The 25329-nt window shown below is 54.5% G+C and carries 24 protein-coding genes and 1 pseudogene; 16 read left to right on the top strand and 9 right to left on the bottom strand.

Annotation, left to right across the window (positions count from 1 at the left end; translation table 11 throughout):
• Window positions 1-73: 73 nt before the first annotated feature.
• A complete protein-coding gene (gene pepB, locus EDC54_RS14885; protein ID WP_132457964.1) occupies window positions 74-1387 on the top strand; it encodes an aminopeptidase PepB in 1314 nt (437 codons plus the stop codon).
• Window positions 1388-1418: 31 nt separating this feature from the next.
• Window positions 1419-2213 (top strand): enhanced serine sensitivity protein SseB, encoded by a 795-nt coding sequence (sseB, locus tag EDC54_RS14880; RefSeq protein WP_132457961.1) that lies wholly within the window; start codon window positions 1419-1421, stop codon window positions 2211-2213.
• Between the two features lie 34 nt (window positions 2214-2247).
• Here sseB and EDC54_RS14875 read toward each other — a convergent pair.
• Both EDC54_RS14875 and sseA read right to left on the bottom strand, forming a co-directional pair.
• Window positions 2248-2411: pseudogene (locus EDC54_RS14875) on the bottom strand (MurR/RpiR family transcriptional regulator); the annotation flags it as partial.
• 64 nt (window positions 2412-2475) lie between these two features.
• Window positions 2476-3345: a 3-mercaptopyruvate sulfurtransferase gene (gene sseA, locus EDC54_RS14870; RefSeq protein ID WP_132457958.1), complete on the bottom strand. Its 870-nt coding sequence runs from the start codon at window positions 3343-3345 to the stop codon at window positions 2476-2478.
• A gap of 418 nt (window positions 3346-3763) precedes the next feature.
• On the opposite strand from sseA, the gene ndk reads away from it, so the two are divergent.
• The 11 genes from ndk to EDC54_RS14815 all read left to right on the top strand — a co-directional run bounded on the left by ndk (window position 3764) and on the right by EDC54_RS14815 (window position 14867).
• A complete protein-coding gene (gene ndk, locus EDC54_RS14865) occupies window positions 3764-4192 on the top strand; it encodes a nucleoside-diphosphate kinase (protein ID WP_132457955.1) in 429 nt (142 codons plus the stop codon).
• A gap of 225 nt (window positions 4193-4417) precedes the next feature.
• Window positions 4418-5629 (top strand): bifunctional tRNA (adenosine(37)-C2)-methyltransferase TrmG/ribosomal RNA large subunit methyltransferase RlmN, encoded by a 1212-nt coding sequence (locus EDC54_RS14860; RefSeq protein WP_132457952.1) that lies wholly within the window; start codon window positions 4418-4420, stop codon window positions 5627-5629.
• A gap of 156 nt (window positions 5630-5785) precedes the next feature.
• On the top strand, window positions 5786-6559 hold the full coding sequence (gene pilW / locus EDC54_RS14855; protein ID WP_132457949.1) for a type IV pilus biogenesis/stability protein PilW: 774 nt from the start codon (window positions 5786-5788) through the stop codon (window positions 6557-6559).
• Entirely contained in the window at window positions 6549-7538 is a 990-nt protein-coding gene (gene rodZ / locus EDC54_RS14850; RefSeq protein WP_132457946.1) for a cytoskeleton protein RodZ, read from the top strand. Before pilW ends, rodZ begins: the two co-directional genes overlap by 11 nt.
• A gap of 40 nt (window positions 7539-7578) precedes the next feature.
• A complete protein-coding gene (gene ispG, locus EDC54_RS14845) occupies window positions 7579-8700 on the top strand; it encodes a flavodoxin-dependent (E)-4-hydroxy-3-methylbut-2-enyl-diphosphate synthase (protein ID WP_132457943.1) in 1122 nt (373 codons plus the stop codon).
• Between the two features lie 129 nt (window positions 8701-8829).
• A complete protein-coding gene (gene hisS, locus EDC54_RS14840) occupies window positions 8830-10104 on the top strand; it encodes a histidine--tRNA ligase (RefSeq protein ID WP_132457940.1) in 1275 nt (424 codons plus the stop codon).
• A 13-nt stretch (window positions 10105-10117) separates the two neighbouring features.
• Entirely contained in the window at window positions 10118-10738 is a 621-nt protein-coding gene (locus EDC54_RS14835; RefSeq protein WP_132458087.1) for a YfgM family protein, read from the top strand.
• Window positions 10739-10748: 10 nt separating this feature from the next.
• Window positions 10749-11930 (top strand): outer membrane protein assembly factor BamB, encoded by a 1182-nt coding sequence (gene bamB, locus EDC54_RS14830; RefSeq protein WP_132457937.1) that lies wholly within the window; start codon window positions 10749-10751, stop codon window positions 11928-11930.
• Between the two features lie 144 nt (window positions 11931-12074).
• Window positions 12075-13562 (top strand): ribosome biogenesis GTPase Der, encoded by a 1488-nt coding sequence (gene der / locus EDC54_RS14825; RefSeq protein WP_132457934.1) that lies wholly within the window; start codon window positions 12075-12077, stop codon window positions 13560-13562.
• A gap of 72 nt (window positions 13563-13634) precedes the next feature.
• Complete coding sequence (locus tag EDC54_RS14820) at window positions 13635-14594, top strand: AEC family transporter (protein WP_132457931.1); 960 nt, start codon at window positions 13635-13637, stop codon at window positions 14592-14594.
• A gap of 48 nt (window positions 14595-14642) precedes the next feature.
• The gene (locus tag EDC54_RS14815; RefSeq protein ID WP_132458084.1) at window positions 14643-14867 is read left to right on the top strand and encodes a zinc ribbon domain-containing protein; all 225 of its coding nucleotides are present in this window, start codon (window positions 14643-14645) and stop codon (window positions 14865-14867) included.
• A gap of 8 nt (window positions 14868-14875) precedes the next feature.
• On the opposite strand, the gene EDC54_RS14810 is transcribed toward EDC54_RS14815, so the two are convergent.
• From EDC54_RS14810 to xseA, 3 genes are all read right to left on the bottom strand, one after another.
• Window positions 14876-15220, bottom strand: a complete 345-nt coding sequence (locus EDC54_RS14810; protein ID WP_132457928.1) for a protealysin inhibitor emfourin — start codon at window positions 15218-15220, stop codon at window positions 14876-14878.
• The gene (locus EDC54_RS14805) at window positions 15217-16260 is read right to left on the bottom strand and encodes a M4 family metallopeptidase (protein WP_132457925.1); all 1044 of its coding nucleotides are present in this window, start codon (window positions 16258-16260) and stop codon (window positions 15217-15219) included. Before EDC54_RS14805 ends, EDC54_RS14810 begins: the two co-directional genes overlap by 4 nt.
• A 217-nt stretch (window positions 16261-16477) precedes the next feature.
• Window positions 16478-17866 carry an exodeoxyribonuclease VII large subunit gene (gene xseA, locus EDC54_RS14800; protein WP_132457922.1) on the bottom strand — a complete coding sequence of 463 codons (1389 nt, stop codon included), beginning with the start codon at window positions 17864-17866 and terminating at the stop codon, window positions 16478-16480.
• Between the two features lie 172 nt (window positions 17867-18038).
• Here xseA and guaB point away from each other — a divergent pair, with 172 nt between their 5' ends.
• From guaB to EDC54_RS14785, 3 genes are all read left to right on the top strand, one after another.
• Window positions 18039-19505, top strand: a complete 1467-nt coding sequence (gene guaB / locus EDC54_RS14795; protein ID WP_165904327.1) for an IMP dehydrogenase — start codon at window positions 18039-18041, stop codon at window positions 19503-19505.
• Between the two features lie 120 nt (window positions 19506-19625).
• Window positions 19626-21203, top strand: a complete 1578-nt coding sequence (guaA, locus tag EDC54_RS14790; RefSeq protein WP_132457919.1) for a glutamine-hydrolyzing GMP synthase — start codon at window positions 19626-19628, stop codon at window positions 21201-21203.
• Between the two features lie 227 nt (window positions 21204-21430).
• The gene (locus EDC54_RS14785; protein WP_132458081.1) at window positions 21431-22624 is read left to right on the top strand and encodes a tyrosine-type recombinase/integrase; all 1194 of its coding nucleotides are present in this window, start codon (window positions 21431-21433) and stop codon (window positions 22622-22624) included.
• Between the two features lie 5 nt (window positions 22625-22629).
• On the opposite strand, the gene EDC54_RS14780 is transcribed toward EDC54_RS14785, so the two are convergent.
• The 4 genes from EDC54_RS14780 to EDC54_RS14765 all read right to left on the bottom strand — a co-directional run bounded on the left by EDC54_RS14780 (window position 22630) and on the right by EDC54_RS14765 (window position 25327).
• A complete protein-coding gene (locus EDC54_RS14780; RefSeq protein WP_132457916.1) occupies window positions 22630-22881 on the bottom strand; it encodes a helix-turn-helix transcriptional regulator in 252 nt (83 codons plus the stop codon).
• Window positions 22882-23049: 168 nt separating this feature from the next.
• Complete coding sequence (gene recT / locus EDC54_RS14775) at window positions 23050-24039, bottom strand: recombination protein RecT (RefSeq protein WP_132457913.1); 990 nt, start codon at window positions 24037-24039, stop codon at window positions 23050-23052.
• A 14-nt stretch (window positions 24040-24053) separates the two neighbouring features.
• On the bottom strand, window positions 24054-24953 hold the full coding sequence (locus EDC54_RS14770; RefSeq protein WP_132457910.1) for a YqaJ viral recombinase family nuclease: 900 nt from the start codon (window positions 24951-24953) through the stop codon (window positions 24054-24056).
• Window positions 24950-25327, bottom strand: coding sequence for a hypothetical protein (locus EDC54_RS14765; protein ID WP_132457907.1), 378 nt, complete (start codon window positions 25325-25327; stop codon window positions 24950-24952). Before EDC54_RS14765 ends, EDC54_RS14770 begins: the two co-directional genes overlap by 4 nt.
• Between the last annotated feature and the right edge of the window lie 2 nt (window positions 25328-25329).

Raw genomic sequence — 25329 nt, 5'->3', positions numbered from 1 at the left:
ATCCTTATCATGATGCTCGATGCACCTACCAACATGAAAAGTAGCAGGAATACCAATTACCGGGAGAAGTACAATGACGACCAAGGCAATGCTGATTTCACTCTCCACGCAACCTGCTGACGCGCGCTGGGGAGAAAAAGCGACGCTGAGTGTGAATGAGCAAGGGTTCACTATCCATGTCGGAACGACGCCGTTGAATGGCAAAGCCGCGCTGGCGGCGATCCAGCGTGCGGCCCGTAAAATTGATGGGCAGGGGATTAAACACGTCGCGCTTGCCGGAGAAGGCTGGGATCTGACGAACAGCTGGGCATTCTGGCAAGGTTATCGCGGTCCGAAAGGACAACGAACGGTTGAGTGGGCGGAGCTGAACGAAGCCGACCAAAAAGAATTGAATGACCGCCTGAAAATTGTGGACTGGGTACGCGACACCATCAACCTGCCAGCGGAAGATCTGGGGCCGGAACAGTTGGCGACGCGCGTCGTCGACCTGATGTGCGACGTAGCCTGCGACGCCATTAGCTATCGTCTCACCAAAGGCGAAGATCTGCGTGAACAGAATTATGCCGGGCTATACACCGTTGGGCGGGGTTCTGAGCGTCAGCCGGTGCTATTGGCGTTGGACTATAACCCGACGGGCAATCCTGATGCGCCGGTATTCGCTTGTCTGGTCGGCAAAGGCATTACGTTTGATACCGGCGGATACAGTCTGAAACCGAGCGGATCGATGGATTCCATGAAATCGGACATGGGCGGTGCGGCTACCGTAACCGGTGCGCTGGCGCTGGCGGCGGCGCGCGGTTTGACACAGCGTGTGAAGCTGTATTTATGCTGCGCAGACAATATGATAAGCGGTAATGCGTTCCGTCTTGGCGACATTATCCGCTACCGTAATGGCAAAACGGTTGAGGTGATGAACACCGATGCGGAAGGGCGTCTGGTGCTGGCTGATGGCCTGATTGATGCTTCCGAACAGAATCCGCAGTGGATTATTGACTGCGCGACCTTGACCGGCGCAGCGAAAATGGCGCTGGGCAACGATTATCACGCGCTATTCAGCTTTGATGATGAGCTGGTGGCGGCATTACAGGAAAGTGCCAAAGCCGAGGGCGAGCCGTTCTGGCGTCTGCCGCTGGAAGAGTTCCATCGCAGTCATTTGCCCTCCAGCTTCGCGGATCTTAACAACGTGGCCGGTGCGGCTTACAGCGCAGGCGCCAGTACGGCAGCCGCATTCCTGTCGCATTTTGTGAAGAGTTATCAGCAGGGTTGGCTGCACATCGACTGTTCAGCCACCTATCGCAAAAGTGCGGTCGAACAGTGGGCAACCGGCGCCACCGGGATTGGTGTACGCACGCTGGCGAACCTGCTGCTGAGTCAGGAAAAGAAATAGTCGCTTATAACGTTATTACGGTGAGGAGAGTATGGAGTTTTCACCACAAAACAAACTGGAAGAAGTGTTGATTTTGGCTGCAACCGAGCCTGCGCATCGTCCTGAATTTTTTAGTGAGTTGATGGAAGCAACGGTATTTGTACTGGGCAGCACCGAGGATAATGACGAACCCGGTGAGAAGGTGTTGCAGGCGGGCAGTAACGTCAATATCCAGCATTGGGAAAAAGCCGATGGGTCGTCCGCGATCCCTTTCTTTTCCTCACTGGAAGCGTTGCAGCGTGTGATCACGGAGGAAGCCTCTTTTCTGGCGTTGCCAACGCGTTCGCTGTTTGAAATGACGCAGGGCGCCACGCTGTTTCTTAACCCGAAGCTGCCTTACGGCAAAGAGTTTTTGCCGCAGGAAATCGACCATATTCTGTCTGGGGAAGGGCATGGCCTTGTTCAGGAACGCATCATCGAAGAAGAGATGCAGGTCATGTTGAGCCAACCAGCGGAAATGCCAGCGCAGATGATCGACTCCCTGACGCAGCTATTTGCCAAACATCGCCACGTAAAGCGAGCGTTTTTGGCGCAGATTCATGAACCGGGACAGGCGCAACCGCATCTGTTGATTGGTATTGATGTCAATCAGGACGTCGAAACCATTATCCGTGAAGCGGGCAGCGTTGCCAGCGACACGCTGCCGGACGAACGCCCGGTCGATTTGTGTCTGGTCAAAGAGGGGGAGCCGGGCATCAGCCATTATATGATCAAACACACCACGCCGTTTTACGAGCGCAAATGGGGCAGCTTCCTGAGGGAGTTTAAGGCCACCGGCAACGCCTGATATCGGGTATCAAGCTGATGAGGGCAACAGCGGATCAGGTTTTTTCCGTTGTTGCCTGCAACAGCAGTAAATCGATCGGCATCACCAGATTTGACTCAACGAACCGATCTCGCCGGCTTCCGCCGCATAGTGAACCGCATCATCGTAGAGCCGGAAGTGCAGATCGGCGAGCTCGTCTAATGAATTCAATGACCTGCGCATCAACATCTCGCCACGGAGCATTCAAGAGATCCGTTGGGTACCCATGTTACCCTGCGCGACATCAATCACGCGCAATCGGGACATCATCGCGGCTGCCCCAGTCGCTCCACGAGCCGTCGTACAACGTCACGTTGGGGATATTCAACTGCGTGAGCGCCAGCACCACGACCGAGGCCGTTACGCCGGAACCACAGCTGGCGACGATAGGGCGAGTGAAATCGACACCGTGCTTGTGCAAAATGGTCGCCAGTTCGGCATTCGGTTTTAACGCTCCGTTGTTGACTAAATCGGTCCAGGGTACGTTCAGGCTGCCGGGAATATGGCCGCGATGCAGGCCAGGACGCGGTTCGTCGACTTCGGCATTAAAGCGCGCGGCGGGACGGGCATCGATAATTTGCGCTGATTTGTCCTGACTGATTGCCAGAACGTCTTCACGTGAGCGAATCGCACTTGCATCCAGTGTGGCGTGGAACGTGGCGGGCTTTCGCCTGACCTCGCCTTGTTCCAGCGGCAGCCCCTGTGCTTTCCAGCCCGCCAGCCCGCCGCTCAGGATCGACAGTGTTTTCACGCCGAAGGTATGCAGCATCCACCACGCGCGCGGGGCGGAAAAAAGGTTGCCTTCGTCATAAATCACCAGATGCTGCCGATCGTCAATGCCCAACTCGCCCATTGCGCGCGCGAAGTTTTCGCGAGTCGGCATCATGTGCGGCAGGTCAATGCTGGGATCGGACAGGGTTTCAATATCAAAAAAAACCGCGCCAGGCAGGTGACCGGCGCGGTATTCGGCATGAATATCACGTGTGGTATCGCCCGGCGGCAACATCCGGGCGTCAATCAGCGTAATGCTGCTGTCATTCAGGCGGCTGGCAAGCCAGTTTGCGGAAACAAAACGCTCATGAGAAGCAGGCAAATCAGACGACGACGCTGGCATAGATCCTCCACGCTGGGGGCGATGCATTTAGCCCCGATGTGTAATGATAGAGGCATTGTCAGCGATTTTCCTTCATCCGACAAGTCACGGATGATTGCGCGATCCCGTCGCTATATGCTTGTTTTCACATCGGCCTGCCGTTTAGCTATTACGCCCGCCGTTGTCATAAATGCCAGAGCAATGAACGGGATAGATCGCCGATGGTCTGTGGCCTTTACCGTGGAAGAGGGGAAAAAGGAAAACGCCGTGCGTGGGCGTTAATGAAGAGGGAACAAGACGTAATATTATTTTAATAAAATGTTATTTCGCTGGTAGGCAATAACTGCGGCTGCCCCTATAATTTGCGCCACTTTCACTGGTCGGGTGTACAATTTTAATAATCCGACTGCAATCCTGACAGTTAGTTAATGAGGTCAATATGACGATAGAACGTACCTTCTCCATCGTAAAACCTAACGCGGTCGCGAAGAATGCTATCGGTGCCATTTATGCGCGTTTTGAAAGCGCGGGATTTACGATCGTGGGTGCAAAAATGCTGCGCCTGAGCCGTGAGCAGGCCGAAGGCTTTTACGCGGAGCATCAAGGTAAGCCGTTCTTTGAAGGACTGGTCGAATTCATGACGTCGGGTCCGATCATGGTGCAGGTCTTGGAAGGCGAAAATGCGGTTCAACGTAACCGTGACATCATGGGGGCGACGAATCCGGCCAATGCGTTGGCAGGCACGCTGCGCGCCGATTACGCCGACAGTTTCACGGCGAATGCCGTACACGGCTCTGATTCAATTGAGTCCGCTCAGCGTGAAATCGCCTACTTCTTCAGCGACGACGAGATCTGCCCGCGCGCTTAACGCGCGCAGACGGCGGGGGAGCAACCACTATCGGCCTTTTACCTGCGGTATCGCGTAATCATGCAGAAAAAAGGCGGTGATGGTGGCGAACCCGCTGTAAACTTTGTACAATGCCGCGCCCCCGATGAGCCTGCGCTTGTGCGGGGGCGTTTCTTTGGTCACTACCATCGAGTGCCACTCTCTTTTTTTGTGCCATAACGTGTAATAACGAGGCCGGGATCTACCATGTCTGAACAAACCGTATCTGAAACCACCGTGTCCGAGCAAACCGTGTCTGACTTCTCTCCGGCGTCTGTGGATGCCTCTCAATCCGCTAAAACCCATGCGGAAAAAATTAACCTGTTGGATCTTAACCGCCAGCAAATGCGCGATCTCTTCGTTTCGATGGGAGAGAAGCCGTTCCGCGCCGATCAGGTCATGAAGTGGATTTACCACTACTGCTGTGATGACTTTAATCAGATGACGGACATCAATAAAGCCTTCCGCGCTAAATTACAGGATGTGGCCGAGATTCGCGCCCCCGATGTGGTGGATGAACAGCGTTCTTCCGACGGCACGATTAAGTGGGCGATTCTGGTTGGCGGCCAGCGGGTTGAAACCGTCTATATTCCCGAAGACGATCGCGCGACGCTGTGCGTTTCCTCTCAGGTCGGGTGTGCGCTGGAGTGTAAATTCTGCTCAACGGCGCAGCAGGGCTTTAACCGCAATCTGCGCGTATCCGAAATTATCGGTCAGGTATGGCGTGCGGCGAAGATCATCGGGGCGTTTAAAGTGACCGGCCAGCGCCCGATCACCAACGTGGTTATGATGGGGATGGGCGAACCGCTGCTGAACCTGACGAACGTGGTGCCGGCGATGGAAATCATGCTGGATGACTTCGGTTTTGGCTTATCCAAACGCCGCGTCACGCTGTCCACTTCCGGCGTAGTGCCGGCACTGGATAAACTGGGCGATATGATTGATGTCGCACTGGCGATTTCACTGCACGCGCCGACGGATGATATCCGTAACGAAATCATGCCGATTAATAAGAAATACAATATCGACATGTTCCTGAGCGCGGTGCGGCGCTATCTGGAAAAATCCAATGCCAATCAGGGTCGCGTGACCGTTGAGTACGTGATGTTGGATCATATCAACGACGGCACGGAACATGCGCATCAACTGGCTGAATGCCTGAAAGATACGCCTTGCAAGATCAACCTGATACCGTGGAATCCGTTCCCCGGCGCGCCTTATGGCCGTAGCTCCAACAGCCGCGTAGACCGTTTTTCCAAGGTGCTGATGGAATATGGTTTCACCACGATCGTGCGAAAAACCCGTGGCGATGACATTGATGCCGCCTGTGGCCAGTTGGCCGGCGAAGTGGTGGACAGAACCAAGCGCACCCTGAAGAAGAAAATGGCGGGTGAACCTATCACGGTGAAAGCGGTCTGATAGCTAGTGAGCGCGGGCTAGCGATAGCCCGTTGCCTGCATTGTGGTTGCCGTGGGTGAATTGCGAAGCGCGCCGCGTTGTCGTCAGGTCTTTCTGTCGGCAGATTCGTATTCGGGTAACCTCATCTGTCAGGAATGACAGCATGAGGCATCAGGGATGGTGAATTTCTTACAGAAGATAGTGTTATCACACGGCGTATATTGCGCGGGCGGCCTGTTGGCGACGCTATTGCTGGCAGGGTGTGCGCAGTCGCCTCTGGCGAGGAGTACCGTCGTTGCGCAAACCCGTTTGCAACTGGGGTTGGCGTATCTGACGCACAATAATCTGAATTCGGCCCGTCAGAATCTGGAGAAGGCGGTGGCCATTGCCCCACAGGATTATCGGACGCAACTGGGGATGGCGCTTTACGAGCAGCGGATAGGTGAAAACCGCCTGGCCGAGCAGCGCTATCAACGGTTGCTGAATGCATCGCCCGAAAATGGCAGCGTCCTGAATAATTACGGTGCGTTTCTGTGTAGTTTAGGGCAGTATGTAGCGGCGCAGCGACAGTTTAGCGCGGCTGCGCAACTTCCTGATTACAGTCAGGTTGCTGATGCGTTGGAAAATGCGGGATACTGCTTTTTCAACGCAGGACAAGTTGAAGACGCGCGCCATGTTTTGAGCAGGGCGCTGAAATATGACCCGACAAAAGGCAACGCCTTGCTGACGGAAGCGGAAAAACAGTTTTCTGCCGGAAAAAATGAGCGCGCACGGCTGCTGCTTGATGTTTATCAGCGTCGTCTTCCGGCCAGTGCCGAAAGCTTATGGTTACAGATTCGTTTCGCCGCGTTAGCAGGCCATGATGGCGATAAAGCGCGTTATGGCCGCATGCTGGCGCGAAGTTTTCCACAATCTAAACAGTACCAGCATTTCTTAGCTAATGAATACTGAAGCCACCCAAGATACAACAGAAGAAAAATTACCCGGAGAACGCCTTCGTGAGGCGCGTGAGAAACTTGGGCTTAGCCAGCAAACTATTGCTGAGCGTTTGTGCCTGAAAGTTTCCACCGTTCGTGATATCGAAACCGGCGCATCCCCCGTCGGTCTGGCGCCAACCTTTTTGCGCGGCTATATCCGCTCTTACGCCAGGCTGGTTCATCTGCCTGAAGATGAACTGCTGCCCATGATGGATAAGCAGGTTTCACCTAAAGCCATTTCGGTGGCGCCAATGCAGAGCTTCTCTCTGAAAAAAAGCCGTAAAAAACGCGATGGCTGGTTAATGACAATTACCTGGCTGGTGGTGTTGATTGTGCTGGGATTGACCGGCGCATGGTGGTGGCAAAACCATCAGGCGCAGCAGGATGAAATCAATAGTCTGGTTGACCACGCCAGTTCAATGCAGACGCCAACGGAAGGGCAGCCCATTGCGTTGACTGACAGCCGGGCGTCTCAGGCGCCGACCACGCCGGATGTTGTCGCAGCGCCTGCGCCTACGCCGGCCGGCCTGCCAGCCAAGGTGGCCGAGACGCCTGCCGCGCCCGCAACGGCGCCGTCTGATACGCCTTCCAACCAATCGCCTTCAGCGGAGAACTCCGCGCCGCCCCAGTCTGTGGATAATACATTGTTAGGCGACGGGGCCATTGCACCCGCGGCAACGGTCGCGGAGAATAATCCAGCGTCTGCTGCCCATGCGTTGATGATGACGTTTACGGCTGATTGTTGGCTGGAAGTGACCGATGCGAGCGGTAAGAAGTTGTTCAGTGGTATGCAGCGCAACGGCGGTACGCTGAATCTGGATGGTCAGTCTCCATACCGACTGAAAATTGGCGCGCCAGCCGCGGTACAGATCCAATTTCAAGGTAAACCGGTTGATTTAAGCCGGTTTGTAAGAAGCAATCAGGTTGCACGCCTGACGCTGACGGCGGAATAACGCGTCGTCCAGATAAGAGTGCCAAGTTGGAGACGAAGTAATGCATAACGCTGCACCCATAACCCGCCGAAAATCAAAACGGATTTACGTCGGCAAGGTGCCTGTTGGTGATGGTGCGCCTATCGCGGTGCAATCCATGACCAACACACGAACCACCGATGTTGAAGCCACCGTCAACCAAATCAGATCGCTGGAGCGTGTAGGGGTGGATATCGTCCGTGTCTCCGTTCCCACGATGGAGGCGGCTGAGGCATTTAAGCTGATTAAACAGCAGGTGAATGTCCCGCTTGTCGCCGATATCCATTTCGACTATCGCATCGCGCTGAAAGTCGCGGAATATGGCGTCGACTGTTTGCGTATCAACCCCGGCAACATTGGCAACGAAGAGCGTATCCGCTCGGTTGTCGACTGCGCGCGGGACAAAAATATTCCGATTCGTATTGGCGTCAACGGCGGTTCGTTGGAGAAGGATTTACAGGAAAAATATGGCGAACCGACGCCGGAAGCGCTGCTGGAATCTGCGATGCGCCATGTGGATATCCTCGATCGTCTGAATTTCGACCAGTTTAAAGTCAGCGTTAAAGCCTCGGATGTTTTTCTGGCGGTGCAATCCTATCGCCTGTTGGCGGCTCGTATCGATCAGCCGCTGCACCTTGGCATCACCGAAGCGGGCGGCGCACGAAGCGGGGCGGTGAAATCCGCTATCGGCCTTGGTCTGCTGCTGTCCGAAGGGATTGGCGACACATTGCGCATTTCGCTGGCGGCCGACCCGGTTGAGGAAGTGAAAGTCGGCTTCGATATCCTGAAATCGCTGCGCATTCGTTCACGGGGAATCAACTTCATTGCGTGCCCGACCTGCTCCCGTCAGGAGTTTGACGTCATCGGCACGGTGAACGCACTGGAGCAACGGCTGGAAGACATCATCACGCCGATGGATGTCTCGATTATCGGCTGCGTGGTGAATGGCCCCGGTGAAGCGCTGGTGTCGACTATCGGCGTGACCGGCGGACACAATAAAAGCGGGTTTTACGAAGACGGGGTGCGTCAGAGAGAGCGTTTTGATAACGAGCAGATGATCGACCAACTGGAAGCGAAAATCCGCGCGAAAGCCTCCATGATGGATGAAAATCGGCGTATCACCGTCAATCTGGTCGATAAATAACCCCTGTCGGCGCGGCGTATGCCGCTACCCGCATTATTCACAACGCCTGATTTTGATAGGCGCGCGTCGCATTGAAGAGCGCCCCTTGATAATCGGTTTTATTTTTTGAAAAACGCATAGAGAACTGACGTGGCAAAAAATATCCAAGCCATCCGCGGCATGAACGATTACCTGCCAGCCGAAACGGCACTGTGGCAGCGTATTGAAAACAGCCTGAAACAGGTGCTCAGCAGTTACGGTTACAATGAAATCCGTTTACCGATTGTCGAACAAACGCCGCTGTTTAAGCGTGCAATCGGTGAAGTGACCGATGTCGTCGAAAAAGAGATGTATACCTTTGACGATCGCAATGGCGATAGCCTGACCCTGCGCCCGGAAGGGACGGCGGGCTGTGTCCGCGCCGGTATTGAACACGGTATTCTTTATAATCAGGAACAGCGTCTGTGGTACGTCGGTCCGATGTTTCGCTACGAGCGTCCGCAGAAAGGGCGCTATCGCCAGTTTCATCAGTTGGGGTGCGAAGTGTTTGGTTTGCAAGGACCGGATATTGATGCCGAGCTGATCCTGATGACCGCCCGCTGGTGGCGAGTGCTGGGCATTGCCGAGCACGTGAAGCTGGAACTGAACTCGATTGGCTCGCTGGATGCGCGCGCGCGCTATCGCGACGCGCTGGTGGCATTCCTCGAACAGCATAAAGATCAACTGGATGAAGACTGCCTGCGCCGGATGTACACTAACCCGCTGCGCGTTCTGGATACGAAAAATCCGCAGATTCAAGTGCTGCTGAATGATGCGCCGGTACTGACGGACTATCTGGATGATGAATCGCGAGCGCACTTTGAGTCGCTGGGTGAACTTTTAACGCAGGCTGGCATCCCATATACCGTTAATCCGCGTCTGGTTCGCGGGCTGGATTATTATAATCGCACCGTATTTGAGTGGGTGACGACCAGTCTGGGCGCTCAGGGCACGGTCTGTGCCGGTGGGCGTTATGATGGTATGGTGGAACAACTGGGTGGGCATGCGACCCCGGCGGTGGGTTTTGCTATGGGGCTTGAACGTCTGGTGCTGCTGGTGCAGTCGGTGAACCCCGAATATAAAGCGCAGCCCGGCGTGGATGCTTATCTGATTTCCTCCGGCGCGGGAACGCAGGTTGCCGCGATGCAGCTGGCGGAGAAATTACGTGATGCCCTGCCGCAGTTGAAACTGATGACTAACTACGGCGGCGGTAATTTTAAGAAACAATTTGCCAGAGCCGACAAATGGGGCGCGCGCATCGCGCTGGTGTTAGGTGAAAATGAGGTGGCGGCCGGTCAGGTGGTGGTGAAAAACCTGCGCAATGGCGAGCAGGATACATTGGCACAGGCCGACGTCGCATCGCGGCTGGCAGCGTTACTGGATTGAGGAGAAAGACACCGTGGAAGTCTATACCACAGAGAATGAGCAGGTTGATGCGCTACGTCGCTTCCTCGCGGAGAACGGAAAGGCGCTGGTTGTCGGCGTTGTGTTAGGCGTCGGCGCACTGGTTGGTTGGCGTTTCTGGCAGAATCATCAGAGTGAGAGCACGCTGGCAGCCTCTGCGTCTTATCAGCAGGTGACTCAGCAACTGGCCGAAGGTAAAGCGGAGGCCGTTGCGGCAACGGAAAAATTTACCGCCGGGAATAACAACACCTACGGTGCGCTGGCTTCTCTGGAACTGGCTCGTCATTACGTTGAGCAGAAGGATTTTGCAAAAGCCGCGCAGCAACTGATTCAGGCACAGTCTCAGACTAAAGATGCCGATCTGCTGGCGGTGGTGAATCTGCGTCTGGCGCGCGTTCAGTTGCAGGAAAACAAAGCGGATGAGGCGCTGAAAACGCTGGATGCCATCAAGTTGGAAGGTTGGGCAGCACAGGCCGCGGAAATTCGTGGCGATGTTTTGGTCAGCAAAGGGGATAATCAGGCTGCACGTGACGCCTACAATAAAGGGTTATCTTCTAATCCATCGCAGGCACAGCAAGCATTACTGCGTATGAAACTGAATAACCTGTCCAGCTAAGAGGAATGCTATGCAATTGCGTAAAACACTGTTGGTAGGTCTGGTTTCTGTTGCCCTGCTGAGCGGATGTTCGCTGTTCAACAGCGAAGAAGATGTTGTCACTATGTCCCCACTGCCGCAGGTGGAAAACCAGTTCACGCCGACCAAGGTGTGGAACAGCTCGGTTGGCAGCGGCATTGGCGAGTTTTATTCCAATCTTCATCCTGCCTGGCAGAATGACCGCGTTTTTGCTGCTGACCGTCATGGCACGGTGAAAGCGATGGATCTCAATGACGGCAAAGAAATTTGGCGTGCCGACCTGTCGGAGAAGACTCACTTTTTCTCCCGAAATAACCCGGCGCTGCTGTCTGGCGGCGTAACGGTTTCCGGCAACCATGTCTATGTCGGCAGCGAAAGAGCGCAGGTTTATGCGCTGAATGCGGAAGATGGCACACCGGCATGGCAAACGACGGTGGCAGGCGAAGCGCTGTCTCGTCCTGTCGTCAGCGATGGCGTGGTGCTGGTTCACACCAGCAACGGCATGTTGCAGGCGCTGAACGAGGCGGACGGTACGATTAAGTGGACCGTCAACCTGGATATGCCGACGTTGTCTCTGCGCGGTGAATCTGCGCCGACAACCGCATTTGGCGCAGCGATTGTCGGCGGCGACAATGGCCGTGTGAATGCCGTGTTGATCGGTCAGGGGCAGCTCATCTGGCAACAGCGTATTTCACAACCGAGCGGCGCGACGGAAATTGACCGTCTGAACGACGTCGACACCACGCCGGTTGTGGCGGGCGAGGTGGTATATGCCTTGGGATACAATGGCAACATGACCGCCCTTGATCTGCGTTCTGGCCAGATTTTGTGGAAGCGTGAGCTGGGTTCCGTGCATGATTTCATTATTGACGGCGACCGTATCTATCTGGTGGATCAGGACGATCGCGTTGTGGCATTGAACACGAATGGCGGCGTGAGCCTGTGGCGCCAAAGCGATTTGCTGCACCGCAACTTAACCGCACCGGTACTGTATAACGGCTATCTGGTGGTGGGTGATGCGGAAGGGTATCTGCACTGGTTGAATACGGCGGATGGTCGCTTTGTGGCACAGCAACAAGTGGATAGCTCAGGCTTCCTGAGCAAGCCTGTGGTTGCCAGCGATAAGCTGTTGATTCAGGCGAAAAACGGCGACGTCTACGCGCTGACTCGCTAAGCAACACCGTATTGATTTGGAGCGCAGCGTTTTTGGCTGCGTTCTCATAACGGCTCCTGAGATTATCAGGGGCCGTTTCGTCTTTTTATCGTCAGCGAGCGTTTCGCTGTAACGTATTGAAATATAAGTAATGAGGTTGTAGCAATGATACCTGTCGTCGCGCTGGTCGGGCGTCCGAATGTGGGAAAGTCCACGCTGTTTAACCGCTTAACGCGTACCCGTGATGCATTAGTGGCGGATTTCCCTGGGCTGACACGTGACCGCAAGTATGGTCGTGCAGAAGTGGAAGGGCATGAGTTTATTATCGTCGATACCGGCGGGATCGACGGTGCGGAAGACGGTGTGGAAACACACATGGCGGGCCAATCGCTGGTGGCGATTGAAGAAGCCGATATCGTGTTGTTCATGGTGGACGCCCGTGCTGGCTTGATGCCGGCGGATGAAGGCATTGCCAAGCATCTACGTAGCCGTGAAAAGACGACGGTTCTGGTCGCCAACAAAACCGATGGCCTTGACCCGGATATGGTTACGGCGGATTTCTATTCGCTGGGCATGGGGGAAGTGTATCCCATCGCCGCTTCTCATGGTCGCGGTGTGACCTCGTTGCTTGAAACGGTTCTGCTGCCGTTTGTACAGGATGACGTCGAGGAGCCGGTTGAACTCACCGAGGAAGAAGAAAACGCGGCTTACTGGGCGGCACAGGAAGCAAAAGAACAGGTTGCTGAAGAAGAGCCGGAAGACGATTTTAACCCTGAGGAATTGCCGATCAAACTGGCGATTGTCGGGCGTCCCAATGTGGGTAAATCCACGCTGACTAACCGCATTTTGGGGGAAGAACGTGTGGTGGTGTACGACATGCCGGGCACGACACGCGACAGCATCTATATCCCTATGGTGCGTGACGAACGTGAATATGTGTTGATCGATACCGCCGGGGTGCGTAAGCGCGGCAAAGTGACGGATACGGTAGAAAAATTTTCCGTCATCAAAACATTACAGGCGATTGAAGATGCCAATGTGGTGCTGCTGGTTATCGATGCACGCGAAGGCATTTCCGATCAGGATCTCTCACTGTTGGGCTTTATCCTCAATAGTGGGCGTTCACTGGTGATTGTGGTGAACAAGTGGGATGGCTTGTCGCAAGACGTGCGTGAACAGGTAAAAGAGACGTTGGATCTGCGCCTCGGTTTTATCGATTTTGCCCGAATTCACTTCATTTCCGCGCTACATGGCAGCGGCGTCGGCAACCTGTTTGAATCCGTCACTGAAGCCTATGCCTGCGCCACGCGGCGCGTCGGTACGGCGATGTTGACGCGCATCATGCAAATGGCGGTTGACGATCATCAGCCGCCGTTGGTGCGCGGCCGTCGAGTGAAGCTGAAATATGCGCACGCCGGCGGTTATAATCCGCCGATTGTGGTGATCCACGGTAATCAGGTGAAAGACCTGCCGGATTCCTACAAACGTTACCTGATGAACTACTATCGCCGTTCGCTGGACGTGATGGGCACGCCAATCCGTATCCAGTTTAAAGAAGGGGAAAACCCTTTTGCGGATAAGCGCAACACGCTGACGCCAAACCAACTGCGTAAACGTAAACGTTTAATGCAGCACCTTAAAAAAAGTAAATAACCCATCATCGGGGCGAATAATATTATTCGCCCCGTTTTGTCTGGATGAGCGGCGTTTGCCATAAGGAAAGTCATGTCCTGGGAAACCTGGAGTTTTGCGTTCAGCGTGACCATGCCGAATTTACTGATGTTGTTGATTGGTATCGCGTTACGCAAACTCAATCTGATTAACGATGCGTTTTGCGATACCGCAATGCGAGTCGTGTTTAATCTTTCTCTTCCTTGCCTGCTATTTTTTAGTATCGCTAATCATCACCAGTCTTTCGCCAACCAGTGGTTACTGGTGGTTTATGGCGTAATTGGTACATTGGCGACATTTCTGTTGCTGGAAATCGCGGCGGTGCGTTTAGTCAAAGATCCAAGGGCGCGTGGCATTTTTGTACAGGGTGGCTTTCGTTCGAATACGGGGGTGATGGGGCTGGCCTTTGCGATGAGCGCGTATGGCGATGAAGGCGTGGCCGTCGGCTCTCTGTATCTGATGGTGACGGTGATTATGTTTAACTCGCTGTCTGTGATTACGCTGACGCGCAGTTTGCAGCGGCAGTCGCCTGAACAGAAGATCCCGGTAAGCCTGTTACTGCGAGGCATTGTGACGAACCCGCTGATTATTGGTTTGTTGCTTGGGGCGGCGTATGGACAAAGCCAACTGCCGATGCCGGGCGTGATCAAGCAAACTGGCGGTTTTATCTCCTCGATGGCGTTGCCGTTAGCGCTGCTGTGCGCGGGCGCCAGTCTGGAGTGGCGCAGTATGTTTCGCTCATCCAATGTCGCGGTATTGTCTTCCGTGGCGAAGATATTCGTCGTGCCGGGACTGCTTACTGCGGGAGGATGGCTCATGGGGTTTCGTGGCGTTGAATTGGGTATCATCTTCCTGTTTTCTTCAACGCCAACCGCAGCAGGCAGTTACGCGATGACGCGTGCGATGGGGGGCGATGCCACGCTGGCGGCGAATATCATTGGATTGACGACGGTGGGGGCTTTTTTCATGATTGCCATTGGTCTTTCTGTGTTGCGTGCCCTCAATATTATTTAATCTCTGATAACCGTTGCGTTCGCGTCGAGAGCTGAAATGGAGGAGAAGATGGAGGCGTGTTGTCCTGATTGCCATCATGTGATGGTGTGGCAGAGCGAGAGCGTGTACCTGTGCACGCTGTGCCAGATACGCTATAAACGAGAAGAGCGTTGTCCTGAGTGTAATCACTTACTTCAGGAACTGAAAGCCTGCGGAGCGGTGGATTACTTCTGTCAGCAGCACGGGATGATTTCCAAACGGCGCGTAGTGTTGCGTTATGCGCCGGCCAACTAAGCCTGCTGTTACTCCTGTACGCCATTGCGCCACAGCTCGCTGAGTTCCGGCGGCGCACTGTCTTCGGGGATGAGCAGGATGATGTCGGCATACTCATTTTTCTGGGGGTGACGGTAGCTGATGTGGATGCGGTAGTAGAATTGGTCGCCACGGCCCGGCCCGTCGGGTTCTCCGGGCTCGCGCGCCAGAGGAAAGGCGTTACGGATGGCGTTGCAAATACGCTCCCGTTCGGATGACGGCATACTGGCGAGAGCAAAACGTCGTGGCCCGGAAAGGGCAGGGATCCAGGCGAACCCGCCTTCGCGAGCCAATTCGACGATGGCATCTTCGTTGAGCTCCGGCAACGTCTTCATAAGAACTCCTGTCTTACCTCTATGCCCACGGTTTCCCACGACTGTTTGATCATATCGGCAACGGTAGGGTTAAAGCGTTTTGCGGCATGCCGGATGGTGTAACGTGCGAAAACTTCAAAATCCGCGTTTTGTGGTAGCGTCTCATCGCACAGGGTGTCGTACCAGATCGGGCCGGCTTTCTCCCAGGAATGGCCGCCCAGCGCGGTGGCCGCCAGATAAAACGCGCGGTTGGGAATGCCAGAGTTTAAATGTACGCCGCCGTTGTCTTCGCGGGTGTTCACATACTCATTCATGTGAGCAGGTTGCGGATCAACGCCGAGCAGCAGGTCGTCATAGGCCGTGCCTGGATTTGACATCGAGCGCAGACCCAGACCGTGAATGCCATCAGCCAGCAGCCCGGCGCCGATAATCCAGTCGGCCTGTTCGGCGGTTTGCCCCAGATGGTACTGCTTAACCATCGAGCCAAAGACGTCCGACAGCGATTCATTGAGCGCCCCTGACTGACGGAAATAAATCAATCCTGCTTCATGTTCGGTAATGCCGTGAGTCAGCTCGTGCGCGATCACATCAAGCGCAATCGTGAAGCGGTTGAAGATTTTACCGTCGCCATCACCGAATACCATCTGCTGTCCATTCCAGAACGCGTTCTGATAGTCCTGACCATAGTGCACCGTACCGGTGAGCATCAGCCCTTTCGCATCCAGTGAATTACGCTGGAAAACCTTCCAGAAGAAATCATAGGTTGCGCCAAGGTAGTCATAGGCTTCATCCACGGCAATATCACCATTGCTGGGCTGTCCTTCAGCCCGTACCTGCTTGCCGGGCAGCTGTTGCTGATGTTCCGCATCGTGAATGCTGCGATGCGCCTGTCCTGCGGGCACGGTCTCATGGGGTTCCGGGCGGGGGCTGTGACTGGCCATTAATGACTGTACGTGCATCAGGGTTTGTTGTGCGCAGTGACGCTGATCGTCTGTGCCATTCGCAATGATTCGGTGCAGAATATAAGGGGGGATCACGCTACAAATCGGTCTGGATTTCATACCTTATCTCCTTGAAGGGCGCTCATCAGGGTAACGCAGACGATCAACAGCACTTACCGTCTTTCTGGTCAATCCCGTTCGTTATGCAGAGACTGGCAAGATGTCAGTTAAAGACGGCGAATATAATTTAGTGACCTGGAAATGAGTATAGTTCAGATGTCGGTGGCGATAGTGGGGGGATCGCTGCCGTTTTAGGAAAAATCCTTTGCGGAACTTTTTATGACGAGGGCGTGACGTTACGCCGCTTTTTGGCGCGATTAGCATGGGGAACCAGCGTTGTCACCTGACTTTCCACCCAGCCCGTCTGCAAGCGGGTTTTCAGCGTGTCGCCGGGTGCAATTTGGCTGATGTCTTTCAGCACTTTTCCGTCCGGGGCGGTGGTCACGTTATAGCCGCGCGCCAGCGTCGCCAGCGGGCTGACGCCTTCCAGATGCGAGCAGGCCATGCCCAGCTTTTGCTTATGCTGATTCAACTGGCGCTCTACTGCGCTCTGCATTTGATAGCGAAGTTGCTGTAACCGCTGCTGCGCACGATGGATCCGCGTCTGTGGCTGCTGTTGCATCAGGCGCTGTTGTAAGCGTTCACTCCGGCGTGAGATCTGCCGAAGCTGCTGCTGCATGGCGTCATCCAGACGTTGGCGCAGTTTGACCAACTGTGCCTGCTGGCGCGCCAACCGTAGTTGCGGGTGCTGCTGTTGCAGTCGATGATGCAGACGGACAAATTCCCGGTTGCGCTGGGCGAGGTAATAATCCATCGCCATTTCCAACCGCTGACGCTGGGACTGTATCTGGCGCAACAGCTCCAGTTGGTTACGGCTCACTAACTCGGCAGCGGCGGACGGTGTGGGCGCGCGCAGGTCGCCGACGAAATCGGCTATGGTGACATCGGTTTCATGGCCGACGGCGCTGACGATGGGAATGTGGCTGGCGAAGATGGCGCGGGCGACCCGTTCATCATTAAAGCTCCACAGATCTTCCAACGAGCCGCCGCCGCGCCCGACGATGAGCGCATCACACTCGTCCCGCTGGTTGGCCAGTTCAATGGCGCGAGCAATCTGTAGCGGCGCTTCTGCGCCTTGCACCGACGTCGGGTACACGATGACCGGCAGCGACGGATCGCGGCGCTGCAATACCTGCAAGATATCGTGCAAGGCGGCGCCGCTGGCTGACGTAATCACGCCGATCTGTCTGGCGGGCGAAGGGAGCGCCTGCTTAAACTGCTGGTCGAACAACCCTTCGGCGGCAAGTTTCTGTTTAAGTTCTTCAAACTGTTGCTGCAACAGGCCGTCGCCGGCGGGCTGCATACTTTCCGCCAGCAGCTGGTAATCACCGCGAGGTTCATACAACGTAATAGCCGCACGGATCAGCACCTGCTGACCGTTTTGCGGGCGGAACGTCACTCTGCGGTTGCTGTTGCGGAACATCGCGCAGCGCACCTGAGCACGTTCATCCTTCAACGTGAAATACCAGTGGCCGGATGAGGGCTGAGAAAAGTTGGAGATCTCGCCGGAGAGCCAGATCTGGCCCATTTCCATTTCCAACAGTTGCCTGACCGTCTGATTCAGACGGCTGACGGTAAAAATTGCAGAAGAGGGGAAGTGAGACATTGTGAGCCAGATCAAATTTTAAAACAGCGACTTAATTAACTGATACTACCCGGCTGGAACAGGTAATCAAGCATTTTAATAAAATAATGCTGGAGGCAACCGATTACGCTCTGTATAATGCCACGGCAATATTTTATCTATTCTCCACATCCACCTTGGTGAGATATTGCCCATGCTACGTATCGCTAAAGAAGCACTAACGTTTGATGACGTCCTCCTGGTTCCCGCACACTCCACTGTTCTGCCGAATACTGCTGACCTGTCCACGCAGTTGACGAAAAACATTCGCCTCAACATTCCTATGCTGTCCGCCGCGATGGACACCGTGACTGAATCTGGTCTGGCTATTGCGCTGGCGCAGGAAGGGGGGCTGGGCTTTATTCACAAAAACATGTCCATTGAGCGTCAGGCTGAAGAAGTCAGCCGCGTGAAAAAACACGAAAGCGGCGTGGTGGTTGATCCGCAAACGGTTACTCCGGAAACCACGCTGCGTGAAGTGAAAGCGCTGACCGAGCGTAATGGCTTCGCAGGTTATCCGGTGGTTGCTAAAGACAACGAGCTGGTGGGGATTATCACCGGTCGCGACGTGCGTTTTGTGACCGATCTGGAAAAACCGGTCAGCGCGTTCATGACGCCGAAAGCGCGTCTGGTCACCGTTAAAGAAGGCGAAGCGCGTGACGTTGTGCTGCAAAAAATGCATGAAAAACGCGTCGAGAAAGCGCTGGTCGTTGACGAGCAATTTCACCTGCTCGGCATGATCACGGTAAAAGATTTCCAGAAAGCCGAGCGTAAACCAAACGCCTGCAAAGACGAACACGGTCGCCTGCGCGTCGGGGCGGCGGTTGGTGCCGGCGCGGGTAACGAAGAGCGCGTTGATGCGCTGGTTGCCGCAGGCGTTGACGTCCTGTTGATTGACTCCTCACATGGCCATTCCGAAGGCGTATTGCAGCGTATTCGTGAAACACGCGCGAAATACCCGAACCTCGAAATTATCGGCGGCAACGTTGCAACGGGCGCAGGCGCGAAGGCGCTCGCCGATGCCGGAGTCAGTGCGGTGAAAGTGGGTATCGGCCCGGGTTCTATCTGCACGACGCGTATCGTGACTGGGGTCGGCGTACCGCAGATTACGGCGATCTCCGATGCGGTCGAAGCGCTGGAAGGCACCGGCATTCCGGTCATTGCGGACGGCGGCATCCGTTTCTCCGGCGACATCGCGAAAGCCATCGCCGCAGGCGCGGCCTGTGTCATGGTCGGTTCGATGCTGGCGGGGACGGAAGAATCCCCGGGAGAAATCGAACTGTATCAGGGGCGTGCATTCAAATCTTACCGCGGTATGGGGTCACTGGGCGCGATGTCCAAAGGCTCATCTGACCGCTACTTCCAGAGCGACAACGCCGCCGACAAACTGGTGCCGGAAGGTATCGAAGGGCGCGTTGCCTATAAAGGCCGCCTGAAAGAGATCGTTCATCAGCAGATGGGCGGTTTGCGCTCTTGTATGGGACTGACAGGTTGCGGCACTATCGACGCGCTGCGCACGCAGGCGGAGTTTGTTCGCATCAGCGGCGCGGGCATTCAGGAAAGCCACGTTCACGACGTCACCATTACGAAAGAGTCACCGAACTACCGTATGGGTTCATAAGGTGATTTAACGCCATAAACCTTGTACTATTTTGCGCCGCTCCGCCTGTGTGTCAGGCCGAGCGGCCAGACGGGTTTACTTTTTCGCTTTTGTCTTTTGTTTTTTGGAACATTGCGCCTCATGACTCAAAACATTCATCAACACCGCATTCTTATTCTGGATTTCGGCTCGCAGTACACGCAGCTGGTTGCACGTCGCGTGCGTGAACTGGGCGTTTACTGTGAACTGTGGGCATGGGATGTCACGGAAGCACAGATTCGCGGGTTTAATCCGAACGGGATCATCCTGTCCGGCGGCCCGGAAAGCACCACCGAGTTTGGCAGTCCGCGTGCGCCAGAATACGTTTTCAACGCTGGCGTACCGGTATTAGGCGTGTGCTACGGCATGCAGACCATGGCGATGCAGTTGGGCGGGCACGTTGAAGGTTCCAGCGAGCGCGAATTTGGTTACGCGCAGGTCGAAGTGAAGACCGATAGCGCGCTGGTGCGAGATATTCAGGATGCGCTGAGCGCCACGGGCGCACCGCTGCTGGACGTCTGGATGAGCCACGGCGACAAAGTGACGGCAATCCCGGAAGGGTTCGAGACCGTTGCCAGCACCGACACCTGCCCGTTCGCCATCATGGCTAACGAAGAGAAACGTTTTTACGGCGTGCAGTTTCACCCGGAAGTGACGCACACCCGTCAGGGCCAGCGTATGCTGGAGCGTTTTGTTCGCGGTATTTGTCAGTGCGAAGCGTTGTGGACGCCAGCCAAGATTATCGACGATGCGGTGAACCGTATTCGTGAGCAGGTGGGCAACGACAAGGTGATTCTGGGCCTGTCCGGCGGCGTGGATTCTTCCGTGACCGCGATGCTGCTGCACCGCGCGATTGGAGATCGCCTGACCTGCGTGTTTGTCGATAACGGCCTGCTGCGCCTGAACGAAGCCGATCAGGTGCTGGAAATGTTCGGCGATCATTTCGGGTTGAACATAGTGCATGTAGCGGCGGAAGATCGCTTCCTGAGCGAACTGGCCGGCGAAAACGATCCGGAAGCCAAGCGTAAAATCATCGGTCGCGTGTTCGTGGAAGTGTTCGATGAAGAAGCGAGCAAACAAGCTGATGTGAAATGGCTGGCGCAAGGCACCATCTACCCGGACGTGATCGAATCCGCAGCGTCTGCGACGGGCAAAGCGCACGTGATCAAATCACACCACAACGTGGGCGGCCTGCCGAAAGAGATGAAGCTGGGTCTGGTTGAACCGCTGAAAGAGCTCTTCAAAGACGAAGTGCGTAAGATCGGCCTGGAACTGGGTTTGCCGTACAACATGCTGTACCGCCATCCGTTCCCGGGCCCGGGTCTGGGCGTGCGCGTGCTAGGTGAAGTGAAGAAAGAATACTGTGACCTGCTGCGTCGTGCGGATGCGATCTTCATCGAAGAGCTGCACAAAGCCGACCTGTATAACAAAGTCAGTCAGGCATTCACCGTCTTCCTGCCGGTTCGTTCCGTGGGCGTGATGGGTGATGGTCGTAAATACGATTGGGTAGTCGCACTGCGCGCGGTAGAAACCATCGACTTTATGACCGCACACTGGGCGCACCTGCCATACGACTTCCTTGGCCGTGTCTCCAACCGCATCATCAACGAAGTCGACGGCATCTCCCGCGTCGTTTATGACGTGTCAGGCAAGCCACCGGCAACGATTGAGTGGGAATGATATACAGACTGTTATTTACCACTATTAACCAATCAATATAAATATTAACCCGCTGAAATTAGCGGGTTTTTTATTATCTACGATTCAATAACCATCAAATAAAGCATGTAATTTTAGACAGTATATCAGACGGTATTGTTGACGGTATCACCTGTCAGGTGATAATTTTCAACGGTATTTCCGTTCACCGCTGGCGGATTTCTGGCGGTATTTTACTGGGTGATTCTATGCTGACGGACACAAAAATAAAAAGCCTCAAACCGAAGGATAAACTCTACAAGGTCACAGACCGCGATGGCCTATATGTTGCCGTGTCTCCCGCAGGGGCCGTATCGTTTAGATACGACTATCGGATCAATGGACGAAGGGAAACCGTAACCCTCGGTCGGTATGGTGGTGACGGTATTACGCTGGCGGAAGCAAGGGACGCACTCATTACCGTCAAAAGGCAGGTAAACGCAGGTATATCACCGGCTGCCACGAAGCGTGACGGTAAAAAATCTATCAGTGGCGCGCCGAAATTCTCCGACTATACCGTCGCCTACATGAAGCACGTCAGGCTGGCCGACAGCACACGGGCAATGAAGCAATCCGTTATTGACCGCGACTTAATACCGACACTTGGCAACCGTCTTATGCATGAGATAACGCCCGCAGCACTGCGTGCGCTCTGTGAAAAAATACTGGATCGCGGCGCAAGAGCGACGGCGCTACAGGTTCGCGAGATCGTCGGTAGCGTTTTTACCTATGCGATTGACCGTGGTCTGAACTTAACTAACCCTGCCGACAACATTAAGGCGTCATCGATCGCTACGTTCGAGCCACGCGAGCGCTCACTATCCCCTTATGAGATAGGGATTTTCTTTCGCACCCTAAACACAATGACATCGCAGGGATCGCTGCGTATGGCGGTAAAGCTAATTCTGCTGACAATGTCGCGAAAGACCGAACTGGCGAAAGCTGAATGGCAGGAGGTTGATTTTGCTAACGCGACATGGACGGTGCCAGCGGAGCGCATGAAAGCGCGGCGCCAGCATGTTGTTTACCTGTCACAGCAGGCTATGGATATTATTACGGGTTTGAAAATGTGTGCTGGTGGAAGCCCTTATTTATTACCAGGCCGTTATGACCTGCAAAAACACATATCAACATCGGCACTAAACAAGGTGGTTACGGAGACAGTGCAGAAAGCGCAGCAGAACGGCGAGAAGATCGAGCACTTTACAGTGCATGACCTACGCCGAACTGCCAGCACGATTTTGCATGAGGCGGGATATAACAGCGATTGGATAGAAAAATGCTTGGCCCATGAACAACGGGGCGTCCGTGCCGTTTATAACAAAGCCGAATACGCGCAGCAGCGGCGCGAAATGCTTCAGGATTGGGCCAATATGATAGATGGGTGGATTAAGGCGGGGTGATGCGGTCACGCTGGTGCATGCTTTGGCGGGCGTCCGCGTTTTTTGGGTGATGGTGGGATGAATGTTTGTAGCGTCTTTGGCCCATTGGCCTGCCGTTCATCCAGCCACGCTTCTACTTCGTCGGCATTCCATGCCGCCCGGCGGTCAGTGATGTAAAATCGCTTAGGGAAATCACCGTTTCGCTCAAGCTGTTCAATGGTGGCGATAGATAACGGTACTACCTCAACCAGTTTTTTCTTTCCGTATGCCTGTTTCATGCGGTTATTCCTAATCTGTCGGATTGCCCTCATCACCAAACACTCTGGCGACGATGTATACATAAATTACGATAGCCATTACTGGCAGCCAAAAAATAGATTTAACGAGTGCGGCTACATTTTCCTGAATTCCGTCCTTCGCCAGAATGCTGAACACATAACCGGCAATCATGGCGTACCGTGAATATCGGTAACCTGCTGCAACACGTCGTAGTGACTGGCGAGTGGCGCGGCGACTGCTGCGTAGACTGCGTCCAGTTCTTCTACGGTCTTAGCGACGTTGGCAGCTTCCACAAAGCCGGATAGTAATTCATCAGGATTTATTTCGTCATTGGCAAGCGACGGAGGTGGCGTATCGTCAACAACCGAATACTCACCAGTCAACGCGGCGCCGTTGTCCTGCGCTATGCCAGCTTCGGCTTTCTCATCCAGTACAACAGCTTGTTGTAGCTCGATAGATACTGGCAGGTACTTAAACAGGCGGCGAATAACCGTCTTTTTCGCCATTTCGTCGAAGTGGTCAACCCATGGGCCATTACTGCCTGCCTTACTCATGGCTCTGACTTTCTCGACATCAGCGCGACTCATTACCTCAAATTGCACACCACCGTCTTTTAGTCGCGCCACGGCATAGACATGGGTTAGATCGCCGCGGTTTCCGGTTTCATTCGGGACATGTTCCAGTGTCTCTTCCAGCCCATACGCATAGCTGAATTTGTCATTCTGGTAGACAGTTCGCGCAGAGATACTAAGGATTTGACCGGATCGGCGTGCAAGGTCAATCATGCCGCGATAACCGATAATCAATTGCGCCTCAGTTGCCACCGTTTCCCAGCGACCATTAACTTTCTGGCGCTTGTCGAACGGAAGTAGATAGGCGTGTCCAAGCGCGCCTCCCGGCTCTAAGCCCAACTGCGCACACTGCATAATCGCGCCGAGAAAACTCACCTGATCACAAGTTGCCAACTTCGGCACCTTGCGGATCTCCGTGGTGGCGATACGGGCAAGCCGGTCAGCCGTCATGTGGCGGGGAAGGGCAAGCGCCATTTGCGCCTTGATTTTTGGGCTGGCAAGCAACTGATCCAGTGTTTTAGGTTTTTCGTTGGTGCGCGTAACCGCGCCGCCGGTTGCCGCAGCTTTTAATGCGTTAGTCGACATAATATCTCCGTAGATTATTTCAGTCGGAAAACTCGACTGGTTGAGGACTTTTTGAACTTATCGTATAGGCCGGGGTGTGCTTCTTTGAATGCTGTCTGGTCGAAGCGGCTACTGCTTTGCGTTTTCCATGTGGCAATCGGCTTGCCGTCAACGGAAAGGATCGCGTTATCCTGCATAAACAGCTTTAACTTTTCTTCGATAACGTCGATCTCTGATTTTGCGTCTTTCTCCTGTTTTTTGAGTGCACGCAGGTCGTTGTAAAGCTGAATAACTTTGCCGTCTGCCTCGATGCTGGTTCCCGCGTCACTTTCGAACATCGAAATGATGTCACTAACCGTGCTGGCAGGCGGTGGATTCAGATTTGTTACCCGATCCCAAAACTCAATTTCGCGCGCCAGTATTGCATCAATCGTTTCCTGATCACGCTCAACACGATAGATGCGGAAGTCATCACCACCAATGAGAACGCCGAACACGCACACATCTTTTCCCGTTACCATCATGCCGTGCATAGCCTGAGCGGTGTAATGAACGGGGATTGCATCGGTCTGCACTTCCCCCCACTCCTTCGCTTTGAATGGGCTTACCGTCTTGATCTCGATGTTTTCCCCGCTGGCCGCCTCTGCGTCAATTTCAGCCGCGATGAATCCGTAATCAGGGTGAATGTAGCGGTTGCCGCGATGTACGATATCCAGACCAGTTTCTTCGGCCAGAAGGTCAATTACGTAAGGCTCCATGCGCTGGCCGCGAGTGAAAACCTTTTGCTTAGCTGGGTCGATAGGTTTTACCCGTGGTTGCACCTTATCCAGATAAACTTCTAAAGGCGTCCTCCACGGACTAATACCGAGGATGGCGGCTACGTCCGAGCCGCCAAGGTACTTACTCCGATCCATGCTTCCTGCATTTTTCATCATGATACCCATTCCCCCGTAGACAACCGCTCATATGTCGGATTCGCCGCCGCTGACAGAGCCAGCGCACGTTCCAGAATGACGCATTGGCGCATCAGGTCGCATTGAACGCCGGACAGGTATTCCTCTACTGCGCTGGAATAGAAATACGCATCCAGCGGGTCGCGACCCTCAACCAGTCCGCGGGCTTCCTGACTGAACGCCTTGCGAGAAACATCGGTTAATGCGCCACGCAGCCCATCAAAATTAATTCCGAGCGCTTTGCTGTTGAGGCGAGTCATTACCTCATTTTCTAGCCACTCCTGTTCGTCGGGATCGGATGATAATAGTGATTCATACGATTCGACGAGATCCTCGATCATTTGCTGGTAGTTCATGG

Origin of the sequence: Samsonia erythrinae, assembly GCF_004342665.1 — a bacterium.
Lineage (GTDB): Bacteria > Pseudomonadota > Gammaproteobacteria > Enterobacterales > Enterobacteriaceae > Samsonia > Samsonia erythrinae.
This window is presented reverse-complemented; position numbering and strand designations above follow the sequence as displayed.

Excerpts from the sequence above, each read along its gene's own strand:
- pepB (WP_132457964.1), top strand. The coding sequence starts at position 74 with ATGACGACCAAGGCAATGCTGATTTCACTCTCCACGCAACCTGCTGAC.
- bamB (WP_132457937.1), top strand. The coding sequence starts at position 10,749 with ATGCAATTGCGTAAAACACTGTTGGTAGGTCTGGTTTCTGTTGCCCTG.
- der (WP_132457934.1), top strand. The coding sequence starts at position 12,075 with ATGATACCTGTCGTCGCGCTGGTCGGGCGTCCGAATGTGGGAAAGTCC.
- EDC54_RS14815 (WP_132458084.1), top strand. The coding sequence starts at position 14,643 with ATGGAGGCGTGTTGTCCTGATTGCCATCATGTGATGGTGTGGCAGAGC.
- EDC54_RS14785 (WP_132458081.1), top strand. The coding sequence starts at position 21,431 with ATGCTGACGGACACAAAAATAAAAAGCCTCAAACCGAAGGATAAACTC.
- guaB (WP_165904327.1), top strand. The coding sequence starts at position 18,039 with ATGCTACGTATCGCTAAAGAAGCACTAACGTTTGATGACGTCCTCCTG.
- xseA (WP_132457922.1), bottom strand. The coding sequence starts at position 17,866 with ATGTCTCACTTCCCCTCTTCTGCAATTTTTACCGTCAGCCGTCTGAAT.
- EDC54_RS14765 (WP_132457907.1), bottom strand. The coding sequence starts at position 25,327 with ATGAACTACCAGCAAATGATCGAGGATCTCGTCGAATCGTATGAATCA.
- pilW (WP_132457949.1), top strand. The coding sequence starts at position 5,786 with ATGGTGAATTTCTTACAGAAGATAGTGTTATCACACGGCGTATATTGC.
- rodZ (WP_132457946.1), top strand. The coding sequence starts at position 6,549 with ATGAATACTGAAGCCACCCAAGATACAACAGAAGAAAAATTACCCGGA.
- EDC54_RS14860 (WP_132457952.1), top strand. The coding sequence starts at position 4,418 with ATGTCTGAACAAACCGTATCTGAAACCACCGTGTCCGAGCAAACCGTG.
- ndk (WP_132457955.1), top strand. The coding sequence starts at position 3,764 with ATGACGATAGAACGTACCTTCTCCATCGTAAAACCTAACGCGGTCGCG.
- recT (WP_132457913.1), bottom strand. The coding sequence starts at position 24,039 with ATGTCGACTAACGCATTAAAAGCTGCGGCAACCGGCGGCGCGGTTACG.
- EDC54_RS14810 (WP_132457928.1), bottom strand. The coding sequence starts at position 15,220 with ATGAAGACGTTGCCGGAGCTCAACGAAGATGCCATCGTCGAATTGGCT.
- EDC54_RS14780 (WP_132457916.1), bottom strand. The coding sequence starts at position 22,881 with ATGAAACAGGCATACGGAAAGAAAAAACTGGTTGAGGTAGTACCGTTA.
- ispG (WP_132457943.1), top strand. The coding sequence starts at position 7,579 with ATGCATAACGCTGCACCCATAACCCGCCGAAAATCAAAACGGATTTAC.
- sseB (WP_132457961.1), top strand. The coding sequence starts at position 1,419 with ATGGAGTTTTCACCACAAAACAAACTGGAAGAAGTGTTGATTTTGGCT.
- EDC54_RS14805 (WP_132457925.1), bottom strand. The coding sequence starts at position 16,260 with ATGAAATCCAGACCGATTTGTAGCGTGATCCCCCCTTATATTCTGCAC.
- guaA (WP_132457919.1), top strand. The coding sequence starts at position 19,626 with ATGACTCAAAACATTCATCAACACCGCATTCTTATTCTGGATTTCGGC.
- sseA (WP_132457958.1), bottom strand. The coding sequence starts at position 3,345 with ATGCCAGCGTCGTCGTCTGATTTGCCTGCTTCTCATGAGCGTTTTGTT.
- EDC54_RS14770 (WP_132457910.1), bottom strand. The coding sequence starts at position 24,953 with ATGATGAAAAATGCAGGAAGCATGGATCGGAGTAAGTACCTTGGCGGC.
- EDC54_RS14820 (WP_132457931.1), top strand. The coding sequence starts at position 13,635 with ATGTCCTGGGAAACCTGGAGTTTTGCGTTCAGCGTGACCATGCCGAAT.